Genomic DNA, 22892 nt, shown 5'->3' with positions numbered 1-22892 from the left:
AACGTGCCTTCTCTTTCATTGATTAATAGCAAAAGGATCGAGGAGGTTACGTATGATGAGCGCTAATCCGGATTTGCACCCATCCGACTCCGCGCTGAGACGGAATTTTGCCGAGGTGGTCCCCCCGCTGAAACCCAAGGAAGCGATGGACGAAGCCAATCGATGTATCTACTGCTATGACGCTCCCTGTATCAAGGCGTGCCCCACGTCGATCGATATCCCCGCGTTTATCCGGAAGATTGCGACGGGAAATCTCTATGGCTCCGCCCGGACGATCATGGAGGCCAATCCGGTGGGAGCCAGCTGTGCCCGGGTGTGTCCCACGGTCGAACTCTGCGAAGGGGCCTGCGTGCTCAACAAGGCGTCCAGACCCATCATGATCGGGCTGCTGCAGCGCCATGCGACGGATTGGGCGATTCGCAACAATGCCACCTTTTTTCAACCGGGCGAAAAAAACGGCAGACGGGTGGCGGTCGTCGGCGGAGGACCCGCCGGGCTGTCGGCCGCGCGCGAGCTGGCCCGTTACGGTTACGACGTGACGTTGTATGAAGCCAGGGAGAAAGCGGGAGGGCTCAATACATACGGGATCGTCTCCTACCGGCTGCCCCAGGAGATCGCCCTGTGGGAAGTGGCGCAGGTGGAAGCGCTCGGGGTCAAGTTCCGGCTGAACACACGCGTGGGGGTGGATGTGCAGGCGGAGGAACTGCTGCAGCGCTACGATGCCGTCCTGCTGGCGGTCGGCATGGGCGCCGTTCCCTGGCTTGGCATCGAAGGCGAGGATCTGGAGGGTGTGCTCGACGCCATCTCCCTGGTGGAGGAAACGAAAACCAAGCCGCTGCGTAGGGATTTCATCGGCAAAAAAGTAGCCGTTATCGGCGCGGGCAATACGGCCATCGATGCGGCCACCTGTTCGAAGCGGCTCGGGGCGGAGCGGGTCCAAATCTTGTACAGGCGTACGGAACACGAGATGACCGCGTACGCCTTCGAATACGATTTCGCCAAGCAGGACGGCGTGGAATTTCGCTGGTTGGTGGCCCCGGAGCGCATCATCGGCCGTGACGGCAGGGTTGCGGGACTGGCGCTTTCCCGCGTGCGGCTGGGGGAGCCGGATGAGAAGGGGCGCAGGCGCCCCGTGCCGATCGCAGGGAGCACCTTCACGATCGACGCAGACTTTGTGATCAAGGCGATCGGCCAAACGCGGCATACCGCTTTGATTGAGGCATTCGGCCTGGCTCATCGGCAGGGTGTCGTGTCCGTGGATCCAACCACCTACCGGACGTCCCATCCGCAGGTGTATGCGGCGGGCGACGTGATGTTCGGCGGGGGAAAAGTGGATGCCATGGTGGTCGACGCGGCCAATCACGGCAAACGGGCGGCACGGTCCATCCATGCGGCGCTGTCCGGGCCCGCTGCTGCAACGGTTTGACGGAAGGAGGGACAAACAGATGGCAGATTTATCGATCAATCTCGCGGGAATCAAGTCTCCCAATCCATTCTGGCTGGCGTCCGCGCCCCCGACCAACTCGGGCTACCAGGTGCAGCGGGCCTTTGAAGCGGGGTGGGGCGGGGCGGTGTGGAAAACGCTGGGCGAGCCGATCATCAATGTCACCTCCCGCTTCGCTGCCCTTCACTACGGCGGGCAGCGGGTCCTGGGGTTGAACAACATCGAGCTGATCACCGACCGGCCGCTGGAAGAGAATCTGAAAGAGATCGCTGAAACCAAGAAGCGTTTTCCCCGCCACGCGGTCGTCGCCTCCCTGATGGTGGAGCACCGGCGCGAAGCCTGGCACGAAATCGTCAAAAAGGTGGAATCGGTGGGGGTAGACGGACTGGAGCTGAACTTCGGCTGTCCGCACGGGATGGCGGAGCGCGGCATGGGTTCGGCGGTCGGACAGCATCCGGACCTGATCAGGCAGCAGGTGGAATGGGTGAAGGAAGTGGCCGAGACCCCCGTCATCGTCAAGCTGACTCCCAATATTACCGACATCCGTTTTACCGCCCGTGCCGCCAGCCAAGGCGGAGCGGATGCCGTCAGCATGATCAATACCATCAACAGCCTGATCGGCGTGGATCTGGACACCTGGCTGCCGATTCCGCACGTGGACGGCAAAGGGGCACACGGCGGGTATTGCGGTCCTGCCGTCAAACCGATCGCGCTTCACATGGTGGCCGAGTGCGCGCGCGATCCGCTCGTCGGGATTCCCATTTCCGGCATTGGCGGCATTGCCACCTGGCGCGACGCGGTGGAGTTTCTGCTGATGGGCGCGACCGGCGTCCAGGTATGCACGGCCGCCATGCACCATGGGTTCCGCATCGTCGAAGACATGATTGACGGGCTCAACCGCTACCTGGATCAAAAAGGCATCCCTTCCGTAACGGAACTGGTCGGCAAGGCCGTTCACACTTATTCGGATTGGGGCAATCTGAATCTCCATTACAAGATCGTGGCCCGCATCCACGAAGAGACCTGCATCAACTGCAACAAATGCCACATCGCGTGCGAGGATGCCTCCCACCAGTGCATCGACATCATCCATGACGAAGCGTCCGGCAAAGACCGGCTTGTCGTCCGGGAAGAGGACTGCGTCGGCTGCAATCTCTGTTCCATCGTCTGTCCGGTGGAAGGCGCAATCGAGATGGTGGAAGTGGCTGCCGGTGAACCGCCGCTCACCTGGAACCAGCGGCAGGCAGCGCTGTCCGCAGGGGGTGGCACGGCATACGAGTAATGTTTGGCGTGCAGGCCGCATAGCCTGTACTAGCGGGACGCTTGCGCAGGGTGAACGGTGTCCGAGAGAAGACGCAGGGAAGGATGGGCGCCCCGGTCGACACCAGCAATAGGCCCGCTCGGCACAGCGCAAACCAATGCCGGGTGGGTGGAGCGTCCGCTTGCGTCGCTGGATCATTATTATCGAAGCGGGGGAAGAGCTTATGAAAAAATGGATTCGCAACGGCACGGTTGTCACCGCATCCGATACCTGCCAAGCGGACGTGCTGATTGAAGGGGAGCGCATCGTGGCGATCGGGGAGACGCTGGAGGCGGATGAGGCAGAAGTGATCGACGCCAGCGGCTGTTATGTGTTTCCGGGCGGGATCGATCCTCACACCCATCTCGATATGCCGTTTGGCGGCACGGTGACGGCGGATGATTTCGAATCGGGAACAAGGGCGGCCGCTTTCGGCGGTACAACGTCCATCATCGATTTCTGCCTCACGCGCAAAGGGGAATCGCTGCGGGAAGCCATTGCCGTCTGGCATGAAAAGGCGCGCGGGAAGGCGGTCATCGATTACGGCTTTCACCTGATGATCGCGGAGGCGAACGATCAGGTGCTGGAAGAGCTGGAAACCGTGGTCAAACACGAAGGCATTACCTCCTTGAAGGTGTTTATGGCGTACAAAAACGTCTTTCAGGCGGACGACGAGACCTTGTTTAAAACATTGGTGCGCGCGAGAGAACTGGGTGCCCTCGTCCAGGTGCATGCGGAGAACGGCGATGTGATCGACTATCTGACGAAGCAGGCGCTTGCGAACGGGCAAACCGATCCGATCCATCATGCCCTGACGCGCCCGCCGGAAGCGGAGGGGGAAGCGACCGGACGAGCGGCGGCGCTTGCGGCGCTCGCCGGTTCGCAATTGTATGTCGTGCATGTCTCCTGCGCGGAGGCGGTCCGCCGCATCGCCGAAGCGCGGGAAAAAGGCTGGAACGTCTACGGGGAAACATGTCCGCAGTACCTGGCGCTCGATATCTCCGCTTTGGCCCAACCCGATTTTGAAGGGGCCAAATACGTCTGGTCGCCGCCGCTCAGGGAGAAATGGCATCAGGAAGTGCTGTGGAACGCCCTGAAAAGCGGCATCCTGCAGACGGTCGGCTCCGATCAATGCTCGTTCAACTTCAAGGGTCAGAAGGAGCTCGGACGCGGCGATTTCACGAAAATTCCCAATGGCGGCCCGCTGATTGAAGACCGGATCAGCGTCCTCTATTCGGACGGCGTGCACGCCGGGCGGATCAGCCTGCATCAGTTCGTCGACATCGTCTCCACCAAGGCGGCCAAACTGTTCGGCATGTATCCGCGCAAAGGGACGATCGCGGTCGGCTCGGATGCCGACATCGTCATTTTCAACCCGCAGGCCAAACGGACGATTTCCGCGGAGACCCATCACATGCGGGTGGACTACAATCCGTTTGAAGGCAAGGAAGTCGTGGGCGAAGTGGTCTCTGTCCTGTCGCGGGGCGAATTCGTCATTCGCGACAAGGAGTTTGTCGGGCAGGCGGGCGCGGGCCGCTTCATCAAACGGGCGACATTTACGCGTCCATAAGGGATTACGAGAAAGGAGAATCCACATGCCGAACAAGGTGACGATCGGCTTGATTCAAGCCGCCAACGATGTGCATGGCGACGAGCCCGTGCACGTCCACAAGGAGAAGGCCATCGAAAAACATGTGCGCATGGTGCGGGAAGCTGCTGCAAAAGGGGCCCGGATCATCTGTCTGCAGGAGATCTTCTACGGTCCCTACTTCTGCGCCGAGCAGAACACCAAATGGTACGAAGCCGCCGAAGAGGTGCCCGACGGACCGACGACGCTCCTGTTCCGGGATCTGGCACGCGAGCTGGGCGCGGTGATCATCCTGCCTGTCTATGAGAAGGCGGGGATCGGGATCTATTACAATACGGCTGCCGTGATTGACGCGGATGGGACGGTCCTGGGCAAATACCGCAAGAATCATATTCCCCATGTCGCGGCTGGCGGCAACGGCTGCGGCTTCTGGGAAAAGTACTACTTCAAGCCGGGCAATCTGGGGTATCCCGTGTTTGATACCGCCTTTGCCAAAGTGGGGGTATACATCTGCTATGACCGGCATTTCCCGGAAGGGGCCCGCCTGCTTGGCTTAAACGGTGCCGAAATCGTCTTCAATCCGTCCGCCACCGTCGCCGGATTGTCGGAATACCTGTGGAAGCTGGAGCAGCCCGCCCATGCGGTCGCCAACGGATATTATGTGGCGGCGATCAACCGGGTGGGCGTGGAAGCGCCGTGGAATATGGGGGAATTTTACGGGCAGTCCTACCTGGTCGATCCGCGCGGCCGTTTTGTGGCGATCGGCAGCCGGGACCAGGACGAAGTGATCGTGGCCGAGATGGATAAGAACCTGATCCATGAGGTGCGGGATCAGTGGCAGTTTTATCGGGACAGACGTCCGGAAACCTATGAAAACATGGTGAAGCTGCTTCCATAAATGTACGATTGTCAGGAAGCAGAGACAGAAGGGTCGCCGGGGCGGCCCTTCTCTTTTCTCCTGCGAAAAAGGATGGAAGTGACTGCTTCCCAGGAAGTGCTGTATCGCATGTTTGGGGATAATAGAGGTTGATCGGATCATCGATACCTTGGAGGCAGGTATCTTTTTTTATGTTCGCGGTTGACCCTCACGTTACGTCATAAACGATGATCAGGGTGGAGGTGATGACATGCCTTACAAGGTGAAGGAGGTAGCCGAGATGGCGGGTGTGAGCGTCCGGACGCTCCACCATTACGATCAGATCGGGCTGCTGCATCCTGAGACCGTAACGCCGGCCGGATACAGGCTGTACACCGACCAAAACCTTGAGCGCTTGCAGCAAATCCTGTTTTTCAAGGAGATCGGTTTTTCCCTGCGGGAGATCAAACAGATCATCGACAGTCCCCATTTTGACAGAAAGCAGGCGCTGCAATCGCACCGGAAATGGCTGCTGGAAAAAAAGAAGCGGCTGGAGGAAATGATCAGAACGGTGGACAGGACGATCCTGTCCCTGGAAGGAGGAATACGGATGGAAGGAAAAGAGATGTTTGAGGGATTTGACATGACCGCGATCGAACAGCATCGGGAAAAATACGCCGACGAGGCAAAACGCTTGTACGGGAAGGAGATCGTGGAAGAAACGGAACGCAGAACCTCTCGGTATACCAAGGAAGATTGGGCGGCGATCATGGGAAAATGGGACGAACTTTTCAAGCGGATCGCGGCCGCCATGGACAAAGGGCCGGCAGATCCCGGCGTGCAGCAGGCGGTGGGGGAACTGAGACAGCATATCACCGATTCCTTCTACGACTGTACGGTAGAGATTTTCCGAGGGCTCGGCGATTTGTATGTCAACGATGAGCGGTTCACGGCCAACATTGATCGCTACAAGCCGGGCTTGGCCGCGTTTTTGCGGGAAGCCATGCATCTCTACTGTGACAATCAGCAAAACGCATAGCCGCCGCCAGCCAGAAAAGTCGGGATCCCCGGGGGGATTCCGACTTTTCATGTGCGGCCGCATCTCAGGAAGCAGCAGAGCGTGCCGGGCTGCCGTATTCGGTGATTTTGTCGTATTCGGCCTGGCTGACGTTCGTGACGGTGTTTTTCATCAGCATCGTGTAGGCAATCATGGAGATGAGCAGACCGGCCGTCCACGCGTTGTCCCAGACGAAGGAAAGGCCGGGTGCATACCTACAGGCAAAGGGGATCGCGATGCCGATGACCAGCGCCCAGATGGCATGCTTGTTATAGCCGCTTTTATAATGATAGCGTCCCTGGTAGCTGTAGAGCTCCACCAGATGGATTCTCCGCTTGCGCACCAACCAGTAGTCGGCGATGGCGATCCCGTCGATGGGGCCGAGGAGTGCGCCGTACGTGCCCAACCAGAGGAAAATGTAGTTGCCGAAATTCTCCAACAGATACCAAGGCTGCATCAGCAGCGCCGCAAGCCCGGTGATGATGGCTCCCGCGCCGAAGGTTAAGCGGCGCGGCGCAAGATTTTCCAGGGCCCGCGCCGGCGCCACGATATTGGCGGCAACGTTGGTCGTCAGCGTGGCCAGAATGATGCCGAGCGTTCCCAGGAAAATGACGAAGGGGGAGAACTTGGCCAGAATCACGGCAGGATCCCAGATCGCTTCCCCGAAGATGACGACCGTCGCGGAGGCAACCGCCACGCCGATAAACGAGAAGAGTCCCATGGTGGTTGGCAGCGCCAGCGACTGCCCGACGATCTGCGCTTTCTGGCTTTTGGCATAACGACAGAAATCCGGAATGTTCAGGGCGAGCGTCGCCCAGAAGGAGATCGCCCCCGTCAGCGAAGGGAAAAAGACTTTCAGAAACTCGCCCGTCGAGGAGAACTTCGACGGGGCGGAGAGCATGGGGCCCCAACCGCCTGCCGCCGTCACCGCCCAGGCCAGCAGGGCGAGACCCATGACGATCAGGGTGGGCGCCGCCCAGAATTCCATTCTGCGGATGGCTTCGGGCCCCCGATAGGCAATCCAGACGTTCAGCGCCCAGAAGAAGAGGAAGGCGATGGGCAGGTGGGCGGGTACGTTTTCCCATCCGCTCATGGAGACGAGCAAGGTGTCAATGGCCGCCCCTCCAAACCAGCAGTTGATGCCGAACCAGCCGGCGCCGACTATCGCCCGGGCCATCGCGGGGATGTGCGCCCCCTTGGAGCCGAACCAAAGGCGGGCGTAGACCGGGTAGGGGATGCCGAATTTCGTACCCGCGTGGGCATTCAGAAGAATCGGAATAAGAACGATACAATTCCCCAAAATGATGGTGCCGATTGCCTGCCACCAGTTCATGCCGAGCGAGATCAAGCCGGCGGCAAGCGAGTACGTCGGCAGACAGATCGCCATCCCGATCCAGAGACTGGCGAAGTTGTAGGCGGTCCAATGATGCTCGGCCTGCGTGGTCGGCCGTAATCCTTCATTGTACAGCGGACTGTCCTTGATCAGCCTTTCCCCTTCGGCCGTCAAGGTGACGATGCCATCCACTTCCCTCTGTGATTTCATCAGGATTCCCTCCTTTTCGCGGTGGATTGACAGAAAGAGACGGTTTGTCTCGCTGCCAAGATGCTACCAGTATATTGGGCAGGGGAGAATCTGATGCCTGAATTTTCAGGATTCGACAATGTGATTACCCCGCCGACGATAGCGAACGCTCCCCCACTCGGCGACAGCTAACGATACACCGATTGGGGGGCCTTTCTGGCCGAGCGGGGTCCCTTGCTGGTGTTGGCGGGGGCCCCCAACCTTTCTTCCCTCGCTTTAGCTCATTAAACTAAAAAAACCCCGGAGTGCTGCCAACTCCGGGGGACAATGCTCAGCCTTTCGGAAAATATTCGCGCCAACGTTCCGTGACCAGTTTGGCGATATCGGGATGGGTTTCCACCTCATCCGGATAAAAGGGCTTCATGCGGGCATCGATGATCAGCGGTCCCTCATAGCGGATTTTATTGCGCACGACGGAGGAGCGCGCATACAGATCGTGGGCGGGATCGAAGCGCGTAAAGACCGTCCACAGGAAGCTGCTCTCCTTTTCCGCAATGGCCGCATCGTCAACCAGGCAGATCAGCGGCCACTCCTTCAGATGCTCGTTGGCGTAAGGGACCAGTGTTTCCGCCATTTCCGGAAAATCGGTGAACGCCGGGCCGGAGACCACCAGACAGCCGGGGCAGAACGCTTTGGCGCTGGTGATGCCGGGGATTTCGCCGCCGTTGTATGCACGCGGAAGCTCGCGTACCGCTTCCCCGATGCCCAGCATGATCCCTTTGCTGCCATGATTGAACTTGCGGCCGGTGTAGTCCAGGGTATCGTTGGACGTGTCGTTGACGATGAGCAGGTCCCGCTCCGGCTGAAAGCGGGCCAGCACGATCTCCAGAAAACGGCGGAAATCGGCGAGATCGCAGGGAACGTCGGTGACCATCAAAAATTTGGTCAGCGTCAGCTGCCCCTCTCCCATGATCCGGAACGCATGGGCCATCGCCTCTTTGTAATAGCTTTCCCGCACGATGGCGCCCGCCAAGGCATGAAAGCCTGTTTCGCCATAGGTCCACAAAGCTTTCACGCCGGGCATGACCACCGGAAACAGGGGGGAGAGCAGGCTTTGCAGAAAATCGCCGATATAGTAGTCTTCCTGCCGTGGCTTGCCCACCACCGTGGCCGGATAAATGGCATCTTTGCGCCGCCACATCTGCTTCACCTGAAACACCGGGAAATCATGCTGCCACGAATAATAGCCGAAATGGTCGCCAAACGGGCCTTCCGGGCGCCGTACATGAGGCGGGACGAGGCCGCCGAAGACGAATTCCGCTTCCGCCACGATGCGGTGAGGATGGTTCGGGACTTCGGCCATGGCCAGTTTCTCCCCCATGAGAAGGGAAGCGAAGAGCAGTTCCGGCACCATCTCCGGCAGCGGGGCGATCGCGGAAACGATCAGGGCAGGCGGCCCCCCGATGGTCAGAGTGACGGGCAGCGGCTGGTTGCGCGTTTCGGCTTCGTAATAATGGAAGCCGCCGCCCTTGTGGATCTGCCAGTGGATGCCGGTTGTGGTTTTGTCATAGATCTGGATGCGGTACATGCCGAGGTTGTGTTCCTTGGTCTCCGGGTGCTCGGTGTAGACCAGCGGCAGGGTGACGAAGGGGCCGCCATCCAGATGCCAGCTCGTCAAGGCCGGGAGCTGCGTCAGATCGACGTCCGTCGTCGCAACCTGGGTGACCGGTGCGCGGGAGGCGGGAACGGTTTTGGTGCCTGCCCGCAGCACGGATAGAAGCGGGTCGCGCAGCTCCCACAAGGCCGACAGTTTCGGGGGCATCAGCCGGTCCAGGGCGCTGACCAGCTCCCGGACGACGGCCTCCGGTTTGGGCCCGACCGCCATGTGGACGCGATCGACCGTTCCAAACAGGTTGGTGACGACCGGAAACGATTTTCCTTTCACATTGGTAAAGAGGAGGGCCGGGCCTCCTTCCGCAATGACGCGGCGATGGATCTCCGCCAGTTCCAGGTAGGGATCAACCGGGGCGTCTATGACGGTCAACTGCCCTTCCCGCCGCAATTGGTCGAGAAAGGAGCGAAGATTGATATGCATGGGGAAGTCACCTCTACAGGACAAACTCATTCCTTTACTACTCTACACGAAGAGGCTGGCTTCTTCTAGCTGTTCTTTTCAACTGGTCAACCGCCGTTCTGGATGTATAATAGTCTGCGAGAGGTGGTGGCATGAAATCCCAAAAGCGAAGGCTTACCCTGCAGACAAGAATGATTTTGCTCATCACGGTGCTGATCGTCGGGATCGTCGGTGCCATCGGCATGATCTTTTCCTCCATGTTTGCCGCCTCGATCGAGGAACAGATTGGCAAACGGGCGCTGAATGTGGCCAAGATCGTGGCTACCATGCCGCAAGTGCGCGGAGCGTTCCAAACCTCGAATCCGTCCGCCATTCTTCAGCCCATCGCGGAAAACGTCCGGATCCAGACCGAGGCCGAATTCGTTGTCGTGGGCGACAAGCGCGGCATTCGCTACGCCCATCCGCTGCCCGAGCGGATCGGGAAAGCGATGGTCGGCGGGGATAATGAATTGGCGCTGCAGTACGGCCAATCGTATGTATCCAAGGCGGTGGGAAGCCTGGGGCCGTCCTTGCGCGGCAAGGTGCCGATCTTTGACGACAAGGGCCAGGTGGTGGGGATCGTCTCGGTGGGGTTTCTGCTGGAAGATATCGACCAAGCCATCGCCAGCTATCGGGCGAAGGTGCTCGGGGTGGTCCTTGTATCCGTCGTGGTAGGCATTGCGGGGGCCATTTGGTTGAGCAATCGCTTCAAGCGGGCGATTTTTGGCCTGGAGCCGGAAGAGATCGCCACCATGTTTGAAGAACGGAATGCCATCCTGGAGTCGGTGCGGGAAGGCATCGTGGCGATCGACCAGCTGGGCAGGGTCACGATGGCTAACAAGGCGGCCGTCAATATTCTGAATCTTCCGCATGAAGGATCCCTTCTGAAAAAACCGATTGCCGAACTGATCCCAGACACGAAAATGCTGGACGTGTTAAAGACGGGCGAACAGCAGCTCGACCGCGAATCGACGATCGCCGGCAAGGAGATTCTGGTGAACCGGATCCCGATCAAGGTGGGGGAGAAGGTGATCGGGGTGGTCAGCAGCTTTCGTCCCAAATCGGAACTGGACCGCCTGATGGAGGAATTGTCTCAGGCGAGGCGATATGCCGATGCGCTCCGGGCGCAAACCCATGAATTCCACAATCTGCTGTACACCATTTCCGGCCTGATGCAGCTTGGCTCCATCCAGGAAGCGATCGAACTGATCACCCGGGAGACATCGTCGCAGCAGGAGATGATTCTGTTTATCGCCAGGAGCTTCCCTGACCCGCTGATCGGCGCGCTCCTTCTCGGCATGCACAATCGCGCCAAAGAGCTGAAAATCGATTTTCTCATTCATCCGGACAGCCGTCTCAACCAACTGCCGCCGGAGATGGACCGCCAGCAAATCATCATCCTGCTTGGCAACCTGATCCAGAACGCCTTCGAGGCGATCACTGAGGCGCGGTCCCCGGTGAAGCGCGTGGAGTGTTATCTGTCGGATGCGGGCAGCGAGCTGCTCTTTGAAGTGGAGGACTCCGGTCCGGGTGTGGCGGATGCGCTGCGCGAGCAGATCTTCCATTACGGCTTTTCCACCAAGCCGGGCGACGGCCGGGGGATCGGATTAGCCAAGGTAAAAAGCATGGTGGAGGAGATGGGTGGGTACATCCTGGTAGGAAGCAGCGAGCTGGGCGGCGCATTGTTTACGGTATCCATTCCCAAAGGAAAGGAGCGTACTCATGAAACAGCTGGAAGTACTGATCGTGGAAGATGATGTGCGCATTCTCGAGATCAACCGCCGATTCCTGGAGAAAATAGACGGCTTCACCGTCATAGCCACAGCGACAAACGGCGAGCAGGCGAAGGAACTGCTGGCCGTGAGCCGACCGGATCTCGTTCTGCTGGATGTCTATCTGCCCGACATGCTGGGCATCGATCTGGTCTGGCATATCCGCCAGCATTACCGGAATGTGGACATTATCATGATCACGGCAGCGAAAGAGATCGAGGTCGTCTACGAAGCCATGCGCGGGGGTGTATACGATTACATCGTCAAGCCGCTGGTGTTCGAACGCTTCCGGGAGCGGATGGAGAGCTACCGTGAGCATTATTGGCGCAGGGCGCAGTCGGGAGTCGTCGAGCAGGAAGAGATCGATCGTCTGCTTGCCCGCGGCCTGCATCCGGCCAGACCGAAGGGGAATCTGATGCCCAAAGGCATCGACAGCTTGACCCTGGAGAAGGTGATCCAGGCGGTCAAGCAGGCGCAAGACGGCGGGCTAACGGCCGAAGAGGTGGGCACGATGATCGGGGCCAGCCGGACAACGGCCAGGAGGTATCTGGAGTATCTGGTGGAGATCGGCCGCGCGCGTGCCGATCTGGTATACGGTACGGTCGGACGGCCGGAACGGAAGTATCGATGTCGGTAAAGCGCGTGATCTTTATGAACAAAATGCGCACAATGGAATCAATATCGCTTATGCACGAAACGTATATTTTTGGCTGGCAACGTGATACCTTTTATACCTGAATACGCTTTCAAGATTCAGAAAAGGGGGAAATCACGGTGAAAAAGAGAAACTTGTTGTTGGCCCTGTCCACATTTGCACTGCTTGCCTTGACCGCCTGTGGGGGCGGGGGCGGGAAGGCTGGCGGCGGCCAAGCGGGTAGCCAGTCCGCACCTGCAGCTTCTTCGTATCCGGAAAAACCGATTGTGATCGTCGCGCCTTCCGGGGCGGGCGGCGGATGGGACAAAACGGCCCGTTCGCTCGCCAAGGTGCTGACCGAAAGCAAGCTGGTTGACCAGACCATTACGGTGGAAAACAAACCGGGGGGCGGCGGAGCGGTCTTCCTGGCCGAATACGTCACCAAGGATAAGGGGAACCCGTACCGTCTGTTTGTCAGCTCGCCGCCCATCCTGATCAACCATGACAAGAAAGAGGGCAACAGTCCCTTCGGCTACAGGGACGTGACCCCGCTCGCCCAGATGACGCGGGATTTCGGAGCCGTCGTCGTGAGAGCGGATTCGCCCTACAAGGATCTAAAAAGCCTGCTTGACGCCATCAAGGCCGATCCGAGCAAGATCACGGTCGCTGGCGGTTCGGCACCGGGTTCCATGGACCATCTGCTCGGCATCCTGCCCGCTGCCAAGTACGGCATCGATCCGAAAGCGGTGAAATACGTTTCCTACGACGGCGGCGGTGAAGCGATGGCGGCGCTGCTCGGCGGCCACGCGGACATGATCGCCACCGACGCGTCCAGTGTCGGCGAGTATCTGAAGGCCGGCAAGATCCGGGTGCTGGGCGTCAGCTCTCCGGAACGCCTGGGCGGTGACCTGAAAGATATTCCGACGTTCAAGGAGCAGGGCATCGATACCACCTTCAACATCTGGCGCGGTGTCTTTGGCCCGGCTGACATGCCGGCCGATGCGAAGAAATATTGGGACGAAAAGCTGAAAGCGCTGTCGGAAAGCGAAGCCTGGAAAAAAGAGCTGGCCGCAAACGGATGGGAAAGCGAATACAAGGACGCTGCAAGCTTCACGGCATTCCTCGATGAGCAGGACAAACTGGTCATGGAGCTCCTGACATCGCTCGGAATGGCAAAATAAGGAGAGGGCACAACCTCTCCTTATTCCCTTAAGGAGGTACCGATGAACAAATACTTCGATCGCTACGCGAGCGTGATTTTTGCATTAATCGGCATGCTGTTCGTGGTGGAAAGCCGCAATATCGCCACCAGCGCCTACGGCAGCCAGGTAGGGCCCAACATGTTTCCGATGGGGTTGGGCATCCTGCTCATTCTGCTAAGCATCCGGCTGTTTTTCGAATCGTGGAAAGCTTCCGGCGGTGAAAACAAATCCGCCCCACTGCAGCACAAACGGTTTCTGGTCATCTTGGCCGCCACCTGCCTGTACGCCTATTTTTTGGAGGACATCGGCTATGTCATCGGCACGTTCCTGTTCCTGCTGGTCGGTTTCCGGGTGATGGGCGCGGAAAGCTGGTGGAAATCCGGACTGATTGCCCTGCTCTTTTCCGGGGGCGTTTATTATCTCTATGTGGACATTTTACAAGGAACGCTTCCAGGTTTTCCGAGCTGGATTGGTTTTTAGGGGGGAAACGACGTGAGCACGTTACACTATTTGGCGGATGGTTTCGCGGTCGCCTTGCAATGGCATAATCTGATCTTCGCGTTCGTCGGCGTTCTCATCGGCACGGCGGTCGGCGTCCTGCCGGGCATCGGCCCCATCAGCGGCGTAGCCCTCCTGATACCGGTTACCTCTTCGCTGACGGGAGGACTCGCGCCGGAGGAAGCGGCAACCAGCGCCATCATCCTGCTGGCAGGGGTATATTACGGCGCCATGTACGGCGGTTCCACCACCTCCATCCTGCTGAACACGCCGGGGGAATCCTCTTCGGTGGTGACGGTGCTGGACGGTTATCCGATGGCCAAACAAGGAAGAGCGGGGGCCGCTTTGGCGATCGCCGCCATCGGCTCGTTTGTGGCGGGGATCGTTTCGCTCGGCGGGCTGGTCCTGCTGGCGGAGCCGCTGTCGGATATCGCGCTGAAACTGAGTCCCGCCGACGAATTTTCCCTGATGGTGCTGGGGTTGTGTGCGTTGAGCGGCCTGGCCGGCAAATCGGTCACCAAGGCATTGATCATGACGGTGTTCGGTTTGCTTTTGGCAACCATCGGCGTGGACGCCGTATCCGGGGTTGACCGCTTTACGTTCGGGGTGCCGCAGCTGTATGGCGGCTTGGAGTTCCTGACGATCGCCGTCGGATTGTTTGCGTTGGGGGAAGTGTTTAAAACCATTTTGGAAAATGACGGCAGCGAAGGGGAAATCGCCAAAATCACCAGAGTCCTGCCGACCAAGCAAGACCTGAAGGATAGCGTCGGGCCCATCATTCGCGGCTCCCTGGTAGGATTCTTCAAAGGGATCGTGCCGGGATCGGGCGCGACCCTGGCGTCGTTTCTCGCCTATTTGCTGGAGAAAAAAATCAGCAAGCATCCCGAGAAATTCGGCAAGGGCGCGATTGAGGGGGTAGCCGCTCCCGAATCCGCCAACAACGCGGCATCCGGCGGAGCGATGATCCCGCTGCTCACCCTGGGGATTCCCGGAACGGGAACAACGGCCGTCCTGATGGGCGCCTTGATCATGTACAACGTACAGCCGGGCCCCCTGCTGTTCGATGAACATCCCATGATCGCGTGGGGGTTGATCGCCAGCATGTTTATCGGGAATGTGATGCTGCTCATTCTGAACATGCCGCTGGTGAAGGTGTTTGCCAAACTGATTGAAACCCCGGCGAAATACCTGATCCCGATGATTATCGCCATCTCCATTTTTGGCGTGTATGCCGTGCGGGTGTCGATCTTTGACCTCATGCTGCTGATCGCCTGCGGTGTGATCGGTTATTTCCTGAGCCGAAACGATTACCCGCTGGCTCCGCTGGTGCTGGGGCTTGTGCTGGGACCGATGATCGAAAACAACCTGCGCCGGGCGCTGACCACCTCGAATGGCGACTTTTCGATCTTTGTGGAACGGCCGGTTTCTCTCCTCTTCCTGGTGATAGCGGTCCTGTGGATCACGATACCGCTTGTGATGAAGATGAAGGGCAAAAAAGTGATCGTGAACGAAGAAGCGTAACCCTCTTGACAAGCTTCTCCCTCCCCGGTAGGATGTGGGAAATATTTCAAAAAAGAGTTGGGGGAGGAACCAATGGCGCACATTGAGTCGGTTACGTTGGAGGGAAAGCACGTTCGCCTGGTGCCGCTGGAAATGAGCCATGCCGAACAGGTATGGCAAGCGGGCCGATACCCGGAAATCTGGGCCTATACCTTGGCGCAGGTCGAGACGCTGGAGGATGCCAAACGCTATATCCGCCAGGCGCTGGAAGGGCGGCAGGCGGGAAACGAGCTGCCGTTTGCCATCCTGGAGCGGGCGAGCGGTGAACTCATCGGGAGTACCCGGTACTACGCCATTTCGCTCGCGCACAAAGGGTTGGAAATCGGGTATACCTGGCTGACGCCCCGTGTGTGGAAGTCTCCGGTCAACACCGAGTGCAAATGGCTGCTGCTGCGCCACGCTTTCGAAGAACTGGGGATGATTCGCGTGCAGTTTCGCACCGATCTGCGCAATGAGAACTCGCAGCGGGCCATCGCCCGGATCGGCGGCGTGCGCGAAGGCGTGCTCCGCAATCACATGATCGTGCGCAACGGCTATGTCCGGGATTCTGTCATCTATAGCATCATCGATCGGGAGTGGCCGGAGGTTGACCGCAGGCTGCGCGCCATCCTGGAAAGGTAGGTACATGAACGGATAACGGCTGGATACACTACCTACTGGCAAAGGAGGTGGGTGTGTGTCCAGCAAAAACAATAACAGCAAAGACTTGGCCAAAAACAGGGGGAAAACCCTCGATCGCAACGACCAGAACAAGAACATTCGCGAATACAACAGCGCCAATAATGACCGTTAGGAGGAAAGCCGCTGCCGGATGCAGCGGTTTTTTCTTTTATGGAAAAGCCTGGACACAGGGCCGTCACCTGGGAATGGGTTCTGGGCCCCGCTTGGCACAGCGAGGGGGCCCCACTCGGTACAGCGAGGGGGCCCCACTCGGCACAGCGTTAGCTATCGCCGAGTGGGTAAAGCGTTAGCTAACGCCGAGTGGGTAGAGCATCAGCTAACGCAGAGTGAGTTTTCTTGCGCCACGGCAAGGAAAGCATGGTATAATAGCGGGAGTTTACCGAAGCGGGGGAATCAGCGTGGCTACACAGCCGAATCAAATCACCATCTCCACACAGGCCTTTCTGATCCTCTGCCGCCTGTTTGACGGCTGCTATGACGACCTGAAAAAGCAGGAAGAGCTGTCTGCAGTGGTGGAGAGCACCGCCCAAACGCTCCTGGATGGCGTAACCGCGCTTAAGCAGCAGGAGGCGCCGGTAAAGGAGATTACCCTGTCCATCCCGTTTGAAGCCGGATTTTTCCTGCGCAAACTGCTGCGGGAAATGCTTGCGCGCTTGGAAGGGCAGGACACCGACGGGAAAAACAGACGATGGCTGGAAGAATGTCTGGTCGCCTTGGGCGGATAAGAGGTGAACAGCATGCAGCATACACTTCATCTTGTGACGAGCGGTACGCAGCCGCTCTCCCATGTAGCGGAGATCGTCAAAGCGGCCGCGCGGGGCGGTATCGATTACCTTCATCTGCGGGAAAAGCAGCGGACAGCGAGAGAGCTGATGGAATGGGTCGAAACGCTTGCACAGCACGTTCCGCGCGAGCGCATAATCGTCAATGACCGGGTCGATGTCGCGGCGGCCGGGCGCTGCGGAGGCGTTCACCTGGCTTACCACAGCTTAACGCCGGCAGAAGCAAGACCGCTTCTCCATAGCGGGCAGCGGGTGGGACGCTCCGTCCACTCCATCGAAGAGGCGCATACGGCCAGCAGACAAGGGGCCGATTATTTGTTCTACGGCCATATCTATCCAAGCGGTTCCAAACCCGGCATGCCGCCGCGGGGAACAGCGGCGCTGGCGGAGCTGGTCGGAAACGTCCGCGTACCCGTGATTGCCATCGGCGGCATCACGCCGGAAAATGTTGACGAAGTTCTGCAAACAGGCTGCGCCGGCATTGCGGTGCTGTCCGGCATCACGGCTGCCGCCGATCCGGAAGCGGCTGCCCGGGCGTATCGGCTCGCATTGGATCGAAGGAGGACGACATGATGGAACGCACAAAAAGGCTGCGAGAAAAACTTCCGCTCTATTTTGTTGTCGGCAGCCAGGATTGCGGCTGCTCGTGGGAAAAGACGCTCACCATCGCCGGTGAAGCGCTGGCAGGCGGCGCCGGTATCCTGCAATTCCGCGACAAAGGGAGCACGCTGACACCGGCGGAACGCCTGGCGCTGGCAGAGCAGCTGCAGGCTTTGTGCAGGCAGCACGATGCGCTTTTTTTCGTCAATGACGAGGTGGAACTGGCCGTCCAGCTGCAAGCGGACGGGATCCATGTCGGCCAGGATGATCTGCCGCTCCCTGAAGTGAAGCGGCGTGTGACTCCGGATATGTATATCGGCGTTTCGGCAGGAACGGTGGAAGAAGCAATCCTTGCCATGGAGGGCGGCGCGGATTATATCGGGGTGGGAGCGATGTTTGCGACAGCGTCCAAGGCCGATGCAGGAGAACCGATTGGTCCACAGGGACTTGCCCAGATCCGCAAGGCGGTGGGAAGCGATTTCCCGATCGTCGGCATCGGCGGCATCCATGCCGGGAACGCGGCGGCGGTATTTGCGGCAGGCGCCGACGGCATCGCTGTCATATCGGCGATCAGCAGGGCGGCGTCACCGCGCGAAGCGGCCGCCCAATTGCGCCGTCTGGCAGGACGGCATCATGCTTGAGAGGCACCGGAAAGGTTTGGATACGGCAGCCTTTCCTCATACTGGCCAGGAGAGGGGGGGAGAATCGTGAAACACCGCATCTACCGCATCGGCTATGAGCGGGTAAGCAAGCGCGAGCTGTTGGAGCGGCTGCAGCTGACCGACTGCATGCTGGTCGAACACAAAACGGTTCACGACGAACCTGACCGGTGGCATGAAGAGATTCCTCCTGAAGACGAGCGGCATGCCATCCTGGTGAGGTATCAAGGGCGTCCGGGAGAGTGGATCACCTTTACCGGCACCTATGAGATCCTCGCCCGCGAGCCGATTCCCTGGATCGATTCGCCGCTGGAATACCATCAGTTTGGCGTCGAATTGATCCCCGGCAACATCCGGCGCGAGAAGGCACCGCAGGCGCGGATTCCGGCGCGAACCAAGCTGCAGGTGGCGGCGATCAGGGGGGAAACCGTGTTCGTGACGGTTCCCGGCCATCCATCCCGCCGTTATGAGATGTCGCTCTCCCATGCGCGCTTTGCCAAGGATTTTCCGACCGAGCTGGAGCTGAAGCTGCAGGTATTTGCCTTTCCGCCCCGGCACGATATCCTTGTCGATTGGCTTTTAAAGGAAGGACGTAAAAGCGGCATCATCACCAGGCCAAACGGGGAGCGGGTGGAGCGCTCCGCTTTTCAGGTATGGGACGAACTGCGCAGGGAATATGACATCAGCGTGAGCGCAGCGCTGCTGGCGATCAAACAAGCGCTGATCGTCCTCGACAGGGCAGGAGTGGAGAGCGATTTTCCATACCCCCTGCAGGATTTGTCCGATCTTTCTTCGGCAAACGAGGAGGAGCGGGAAGCGTTCTACTCCTACCACACCGTCCGCTCGGCGATTGCGGCCGTCGCGGCCCTGCTGACGACCGATCCGCGCGATCCGCTGCAGGATCTCCTGCTGATGGACATCATGCTGGAGCAGCAGTTGCGCCGCAGAAGAGAATGAAGGGGCTTCCGTATCCTTGGGCGGATGCCCTTTTTTGGGTGGAAAGCAAGCAGAAATGAAAAAACTGCCGCTGCGGGCAGTTTTTTTGGGACGAACTACAATTTGACGACATTTTCCGCCTGAGGACCGCGATTCCCTTTTACGACGGTGAACTGAACCGCTTGCCCTTCTTCCAGGGACTTGTAACCATCGCCTTGAATGGCGGAGTAATGCACGAACACATCCTCACCGTTTTCCACCTGAATAAATCCAAACCCCTTCTCAGCATGAAACCACTTTACCGTTCCGTTTGTTCGCATACCATGACCTCCACATTTTGGTATCGCGATTGTCCATCCAATCGCATGTTTCTAAGGACTACCGTTTGGTGAAAGAAGTGATAATCCTTATGAAACATGTGAATGATTGCTCTTACTTAACGTTGTTTATTGCCAGATCCATTTTGCAAACCAAAACAATGAAAGCCCTTCCTCTCTTTCATCCTTGCGGCTCCAATGACCGCGCCAGTGTGAATTGGATAAACAAAAAGCGAATGGGTGACTTAAGCAGATTATTCATTATAACACACTATTAAATGAAATGCATCATTTTTTCTGGGGCTTTTCGATGCTGACATGTAGGGTTACGCTTGCTCAGATTCATGTATCTTGTAACGTATGTAACCGGTGTGATGTCTTGAGGGGACCCCGAAAGGATTCTGTGTGAATAGGCTGTGACTCCGCGTGGTTGGAGTCACCTAAATAATCAGACAAGGGGTGAAAATACCCCTTGTCTGATTTGGAAAAAATCTTGCCGGTCAGCTGCTGTCTGAGGCTGTCAGCGGCGCTGTATTATCCAACTTTCATCACGGTGAGATTCGACTCAGCCAGGCTAATGGGCAAGATAGATGAGTTAACCAGTGTGAGCGTTTCCCCACCGACAAGGTTGGCTAAAACGGAGAAGGTAAAGCCACCGACTTGCAGGATGGCATCAATGGTATCAATCACACCAGTCACCGACCCTACGATATCAATACTTGCTGCTACGCCGACTGTAAATTGGAGATTGAAAGAAATCAAATACGTACCGGTTGTATTGATAGTGACGCCAACTCCATTTGGTACCACATCTGTACCATTTGTTACAACTTCAATAACAGGGAATGGAATCGGGTTACCTGCAGGTACAGTAACCGTTACGCCGCTTGAAGTCTTCACATTGGCAGCTGGCACGATAGCTGCACCCGTTGGTCCGGTTGGACCTGTCGCACCAGTTGGACCAGTCGGACCAGTCGGACCTGTCGCGCCGGTCGGCCCCGTAGCGCCGGTCGGGCCAGTTGCCCCGGTCGGACCTGTCGCGCCGGTTGAGCCAGTTGCACCAGTCGGCCCTGTTGCGCCAGTCGGCCCCGTAGCGCCGGTCGGGCCAGTCGGCCCCGTCGCGCCAGTCGGCCCCGTCGCGCCGGTCGGGCCAGTCGCGCCGGTCGGACCAGTCGCGCCAGTCGGACCTGTCGCGCCGGTTAGACCAGTCGCACCAGTTGGACCAGTCGGCCCCGTAGCTCCGGTCGGGCCAGTTGCCCCGGTCGGGCCAGTTGCCCCGGTCGGACCAGTTGCCCCGGTCGGACCAGTCGCGCCAGTCGGCCCCGTCGCGCCAGTTGGCCCCGTCGGACCAGTCGGACCCGTCGCGCCGGTCGGGCCAGTAGCTCCGGTTGACCCCGTCGCTCCGGTTGGACCTGTCGCGCCGGTCGGGCCAGTTGCCCCGGTCGGACCAGTCGGCCCCGTCGCGCCGGTCGGGCCAGTTGCCCCGGTCGGGCCAGTTGCGCCAGTCGGCCCCGTCGCGCCAGTCGGACCTGTCGCGCCGGTCGGGCCAGTTGCACCGGTCGGACCAGTCGGACCAGTCGCACCAGTCGGGCCAGTCGCGCCGGTCGGACCTGTCGCACCGGTTGGACCAGTCGCGCCAGTCGGACCAGTCGCGCCGGTCGGGCCAGTCGCGCCGGTCGGGCCAGTCGCGCCGGTCGGACCAGTCGCGCCAGTCGGACCTGTCGCGCCGGTCGAACCTGTCGCACCGGTTGGACCAGTCGCGCCAGTCGGCCCCGTCGCACCGGTCGGGCCAGTCGGACCTGTCGCGCCGGTTGGCCCCGTCGCACCGGTCGGACCTGTCACACCGGTCGGACCAGTCGGCCCCGTCGCGCCGGTCGGACCAGTTGCACCGGTCGGGCCAGTTGCGCCAGTCGGCCCCGTAGCGCCGGTCGGACCAGTCGCACCAGTCGGGCCAGTCGCGCCAGTCGGACCTGTCGCGCCGGTCGGACCAGTTGCCCCGGTCGGGCCAGTTGCGCCAGTCGGACCCGTAGCGCCAGTCGGACCAGTCGCGCCGGTCGGACCAGTTGCCCCGGTCGGGCCAGTTGCCCCGGTCGGACCCGTCGCACCGGTTGGACCAGTCGGCCCTGTCGCGCCAGTCGGGCCAGTCGCGCCGGTCGGGCCAGTTGCCCCGGTCGGGCCAGTCGCGCCAGTCGGCCCTGTCGCGCCAGTCGGGCCAGTCGCGCCGGTCGGGCCAGTTGCCCCGGTCGGACCAGTCGCGCCAGTCGGCCCCGTCGCGCCGGTCGGACCTGTAGCGCCGGTCGGACCAGTCGCACCAGTCGGCCCTGTCGCGCCGGTCGGGCCAGTTGCCCCGGTCGGCCCAGTCGGGCCAGTCGCGCCGGTTGGCCCCGTCGCACCGGTCGGGCCAGTCGCGCCAGTCGGACCCGTCGCGCCGGTCGGCCCTGTCGCACCGGTCGGCCCTGTCGCACCGGTTGGACCAGTCGGCCCTGTCGCGCCGGTCGGGCCAGTTGCACCGGTCGGACCAGTCGCGCCGGTCGGGCCAGTCGCGCCGGTCGGACCAGTTGCACCGGTCGGGCCAGTTGCGCCAGTCGAACCCGTAGAGCCAGTCGGACCAGTCGCGCCGGTCGGACCAGTCGCACCAGTCGGACCCGTCGCGCCGGTCGGACCCGTCGCGCCGGTCGGACCAGTCGCACCAGTCGGACCAGTCGCGCCGGTCGGACCTGTAGCACCAGTTGGACCAGTCGGGCCGGTTGGGCCGGTCGGACCCGTCGCGCCACCTCCGTCACCTTGAACCAGAAGAAGTGCGACCTGATCTACAATAACGGCTGAACTTCCTGTTTCCGCCAGTCGATTGATGACGACCAATCCATGAGTTGTGCCTGCAGGTGCCGGAGTTGTTGTTCCATATACCGTTTGAAACTCTCCAACAGCTTCATCAGGGATGACAATATTTTGGATGAGGCCGTAACCCAAAAAGTTATCGGCGGCATCAAAGTATTGCACCGTGGCGGTCGTATCTGGAGAAATTCCATCCTCTTCTCTGGTTATGGAGAGTATCAGTTCAAAGTTTTCGCCAGGATTTACCGGAATCGACTGAATAAGAAATGCATTCAGCTCTCCGCCCAGCAGTTCGGCTGCAAAAAATCCTTCATTTGCCGGGTGATTCACGATGATTACGTTTTGGCTGAGCCAGTTAGCGAGACCCTGCTCAAATCCTCCGTTTACAATGCGATTGTTGATAAGGCTCATATTCTCCCCCCTTTCCATTCCATGTATATGAACCCGCGATATAAATGCCTGTACATTTTAACCATGGTGATACCCCTAATTTACGTGCAGCATCATTTGCGCAGGCCGGTCCAAAATTTTTAACC

General features: G+C 59.4%; 19 protein-coding genes and 1 pseudogene. 15 read left to right on the top strand and 5 right to left on the bottom strand.

Translation table 11 applies throughout. From position 1 onward, the window contains the following. Positions 1-55: 55 nt before the first annotated feature. From G3578_RS14095 to G3578_RS14075, 5 genes are all read left to right on the top strand, one after another. Positions 56-1426, top strand: coding sequence for an NAD(P)-dependent oxidoreductase (locus G3578_RS14095; RefSeq protein ID WP_165213598.1), 1371 nt, complete (start codon positions 56-58; stop codon positions 1424-1426). Between the two features lie 19 nt (positions 1427-1445). Continuing rightward, positions 1446-2726, top strand: a complete 1281-nt coding sequence (gene preA, locus G3578_RS14090; RefSeq protein ID WP_165213597.1) for an NAD-dependent dihydropyrimidine dehydrogenase subunit PreA — start codon at positions 1446-1448, stop codon at positions 2724-2726. 202 nt (positions 2727-2928) lie between these two features. Beyond that, positions 2929-4314: a dihydropyrimidinase gene (hydA, locus tag G3578_RS14085; protein ID WP_165213701.1), complete on the top strand. Its 1386-nt coding sequence runs from the start codon at positions 2929-2931 to the stop codon at positions 4312-4314. Between the two features lie 25 nt (positions 4315-4339). After that, positions 4340-5230, top strand: a complete 891-nt coding sequence (locus G3578_RS14080; RefSeq protein ID WP_165213596.1) for a nitrilase-related carbon-nitrogen hydrolase — start codon at positions 4340-4342, stop codon at positions 5228-5230. A 229-nt stretch (positions 5231-5459) separates the two neighbouring features. Then, positions 5460-6227 (top strand): MerR family transcriptional regulator, encoded by a 768-nt coding sequence (locus G3578_RS14075; protein WP_165213595.1) that lies wholly within the window; start codon positions 5460-5462, stop codon positions 6225-6227. Between the two features lie 64 nt (positions 6228-6291). On the opposite strand, the gene G3578_RS14070 is transcribed toward G3578_RS14075, so the two are convergent. Beyond that, on the bottom strand, positions 6292-7788 hold the full coding sequence (locus G3578_RS14070) for an NCS1 family nucleobase:cation symporter-1 (protein ID WP_165213594.1): 1497 nt from the start codon (positions 7786-7788) through the stop codon (positions 6292-6294). Between the two features lie 310 nt (positions 7789-8098). After that, entirely contained in the window at positions 8099-9862 is a 1764-nt protein-coding gene (locus G3578_RS14065; protein WP_165213593.1) for a UbiD family decarboxylase, read from the bottom strand. 131 nt (positions 9863-9993) lie between these two features. On the opposite strand from G3578_RS14065, the gene G3578_RS14060 reads away from it, so the two are divergent. The 10 genes from G3578_RS14060 (at position 9994) to G3578_RS14015 (ending at position 19225) form a co-directional block, all read left to right on the top strand. Next, positions 9994-11637: an ATP-binding protein gene (locus G3578_RS14060; protein ID WP_165213592.1), complete on the top strand. Its 1644-nt coding sequence runs from the start codon at positions 9994-9996 to the stop codon at positions 11635-11637. Next, positions 11603-12289 carry a response regulator gene (locus G3578_RS14055; RefSeq protein WP_165213591.1) on the top strand — a complete coding sequence of 229 codons (687 nt, stop codon included), beginning with the start codon at positions 11603-11605 and terminating at the stop codon, positions 12287-12289. The genes G3578_RS14060 and G3578_RS14055 overlap by 35 nt, the downstream gene beginning before the upstream one ends. A 137-nt stretch (positions 12290-12426) precedes the next feature. Next, entirely contained in the window at positions 12427-13467 is a 1041-nt protein-coding gene (locus G3578_RS14050) for a tripartite tricarboxylate transporter substrate-binding protein (RefSeq protein WP_165213590.1), read from the top strand. A gap of 42 nt (positions 13468-13509) precedes the next feature. Next, positions 13510-13968: a tripartite tricarboxylate transporter TctB family protein gene (locus tag G3578_RS14045; protein WP_165213589.1), complete on the top strand. Its 459-nt coding sequence runs from the start codon at positions 13510-13512 to the stop codon at positions 13966-13968. A 12-nt stretch (positions 13969-13980) separates the two neighbouring features. Then, positions 13981-15507 carry a tripartite tricarboxylate transporter permease gene (locus tag G3578_RS14040; RefSeq protein ID WP_165213588.1) on the top strand — a complete coding sequence of 509 codons (1527 nt, stop codon included), beginning with the start codon at positions 13981-13983 and terminating at the stop codon, positions 15505-15507. A gap of 72 nt (positions 15508-15579) precedes the next feature. After that, entirely contained in the window at positions 15580-16167 is a 588-nt protein-coding gene (locus tag G3578_RS14035) for a GNAT family N-acetyltransferase (RefSeq protein WP_165213587.1), read from the top strand. A gap of 458 nt (positions 16168-16625) precedes the next feature. Beyond that, positions 16626-16952 carry a hypothetical protein gene (locus G3578_RS14030; protein WP_346774014.1) on the top strand — a complete coding sequence of 109 codons (327 nt, stop codon included), beginning with the start codon at positions 16626-16628 and terminating at the stop codon, positions 16950-16952. Positions 16953-16964: 12 nt separating this feature from the next. Continuing rightward, entirely contained in the window at positions 16965-17582 is a 618-nt protein-coding gene (thiE, locus tag G3578_RS14025) for a thiamine phosphate synthase (RefSeq protein WP_165213586.1), read from the top strand. Continuing rightward, on the top strand, positions 17582-18250 hold the full coding sequence (gene thiE / locus G3578_RS14020; RefSeq protein WP_165213699.1) for a thiamine phosphate synthase: 669 nt from the start codon (positions 17582-17584) through the stop codon (positions 18248-18250). The genes thiE (G3578_RS14025) and thiE (G3578_RS14020) overlap by 1 nt, the downstream gene beginning before the upstream one ends. Positions 18251-18316: 66 nt before the next feature. Beyond that, entirely contained in the window at positions 18317-19225 is a 909-nt protein-coding gene (locus G3578_RS14015) for a hypothetical protein (protein WP_165213585.1), read from the top strand. Between the two features lie 95 nt (positions 19226-19320). Here the strand turns inward: G3578_RS14015 and G3578_RS14010 are convergent, their stop codons facing one another. The 3 genes and pseudogenes from G3578_RS14010 to G3578_RS14005 all read right to left on the bottom strand — a co-directional run. Further along, entirely contained in the window at positions 19321-19524 is a 204-nt protein-coding gene (locus G3578_RS14010) for a cold-shock protein (protein WP_165213584.1), read from the bottom strand. 531 nt (positions 19525-20055) lie between these two features. Then, positions 20056-20436, bottom strand: a complete 381-nt coding sequence (locus tag G3578_RS21405) for a hypothetical protein (RefSeq protein WP_481752747.1) — start codon at positions 20434-20436, stop codon at positions 20056-20058. Positions 20437-20859: 423 nt separating this feature from the next. Then, positions 20860-22767 (bottom strand): annotated as a pseudogene (locus G3578_RS14005) (NTTRR-F1 domain); the annotation flags it as partial. Positions 22768-22892: the final 125 nt, after the last annotated feature.

The sequence above is a fragment of the Brevibacillus sp. SYP-B805 genome (genome assembly GCF_011059135.1).
In the GTDB taxonomy this organism is placed as follows: Bacteria; Bacillota; Bacilli; order Brevibacillales; family Brevibacillaceae; genus Brevibacillus_F.
The sequence above is the reverse complement of the archived record's forward strand: the minus strand, read 5'-3'. Positions and strand labels throughout refer to the sequence as shown.

Bases quoted from the DNA above. Each gene is read 5' to 3' on its own strand.
- G3578_RS14070 (WP_165213594.1), bottom strand. From the start codon at position 7,788: ATGAAATCACAGAGGGAAGTGGATGGCATCGTCACCTTGACGGCCGAA.
- thiE (WP_165213586.1), top strand. From the start codon at position 16,965: ATGCAGCATACACTTCATCTTGTGACGAGCGGTACGCAGCCGCTCTCC.
- G3578_RS14055 (WP_165213591.1), top strand. From the start codon at position 11,603: ATGAAACAGCTGGAAGTACTGATCGTGGAAGATGATGTGCGCATTCTC.
- G3578_RS14010 (WP_165213584.1), bottom strand. From the start codon at position 19,524: ATGCGAACAAACGGAACGGTAAAGTGGTTTCATGCTGAGAAGGGGTTT.
- G3578_RS14095 (WP_165213598.1), top strand. From the start codon at position 56: ATGAGCGCTAATCCGGATTTGCACCCATCCGACTCCGCGCTGAGACGG.
- preA (WP_165213597.1), top strand. From the start codon at position 1,446: ATGGCAGATTTATCGATCAATCTCGCGGGAATCAAGTCTCCCAATCCA.
- G3578_RS14045 (WP_165213589.1), top strand. From the start codon at position 13,510: ATGAACAAATACTTCGATCGCTACGCGAGCGTGATTTTTGCATTAATC.
- G3578_RS14060 (WP_165213592.1), top strand. From the start codon at position 9,994: ATGAAATCCCAAAAGCGAAGGCTTACCCTGCAGACAAGAATGATTTTG.
- thiE (WP_165213699.1), top strand. From the start codon at position 17,582: ATGGAACGCACAAAAAGGCTGCGAGAAAAACTTCCGCTCTATTTTGTT.
- G3578_RS14065 (WP_165213593.1), bottom strand. From the start codon at position 9,862: ATGCATATCAATCTTCGCTCCTTTCTCGACCAATTGCGGCGGGAAGGG.
- G3578_RS14035 (WP_165213587.1), top strand. From the start codon at position 15,580: ATGGCGCACATTGAGTCGGTTACGTTGGAGGGAAAGCACGTTCGCCTG.
- hydA (WP_165213701.1), top strand. From the start codon at position 2,929: ATGAAAAAATGGATTCGCAACGGCACGGTTGTCACCGCATCCGATACC.
- G3578_RS14075 (WP_165213595.1), top strand. From the start codon at position 5,460: ATGCCTTACAAGGTGAAGGAGGTAGCCGAGATGGCGGGTGTGAGCGTC.
- G3578_RS14080 (WP_165213596.1), top strand. From the start codon at position 4,340: ATGCCGAACAAGGTGACGATCGGCTTGATTCAAGCCGCCAACGATGTG.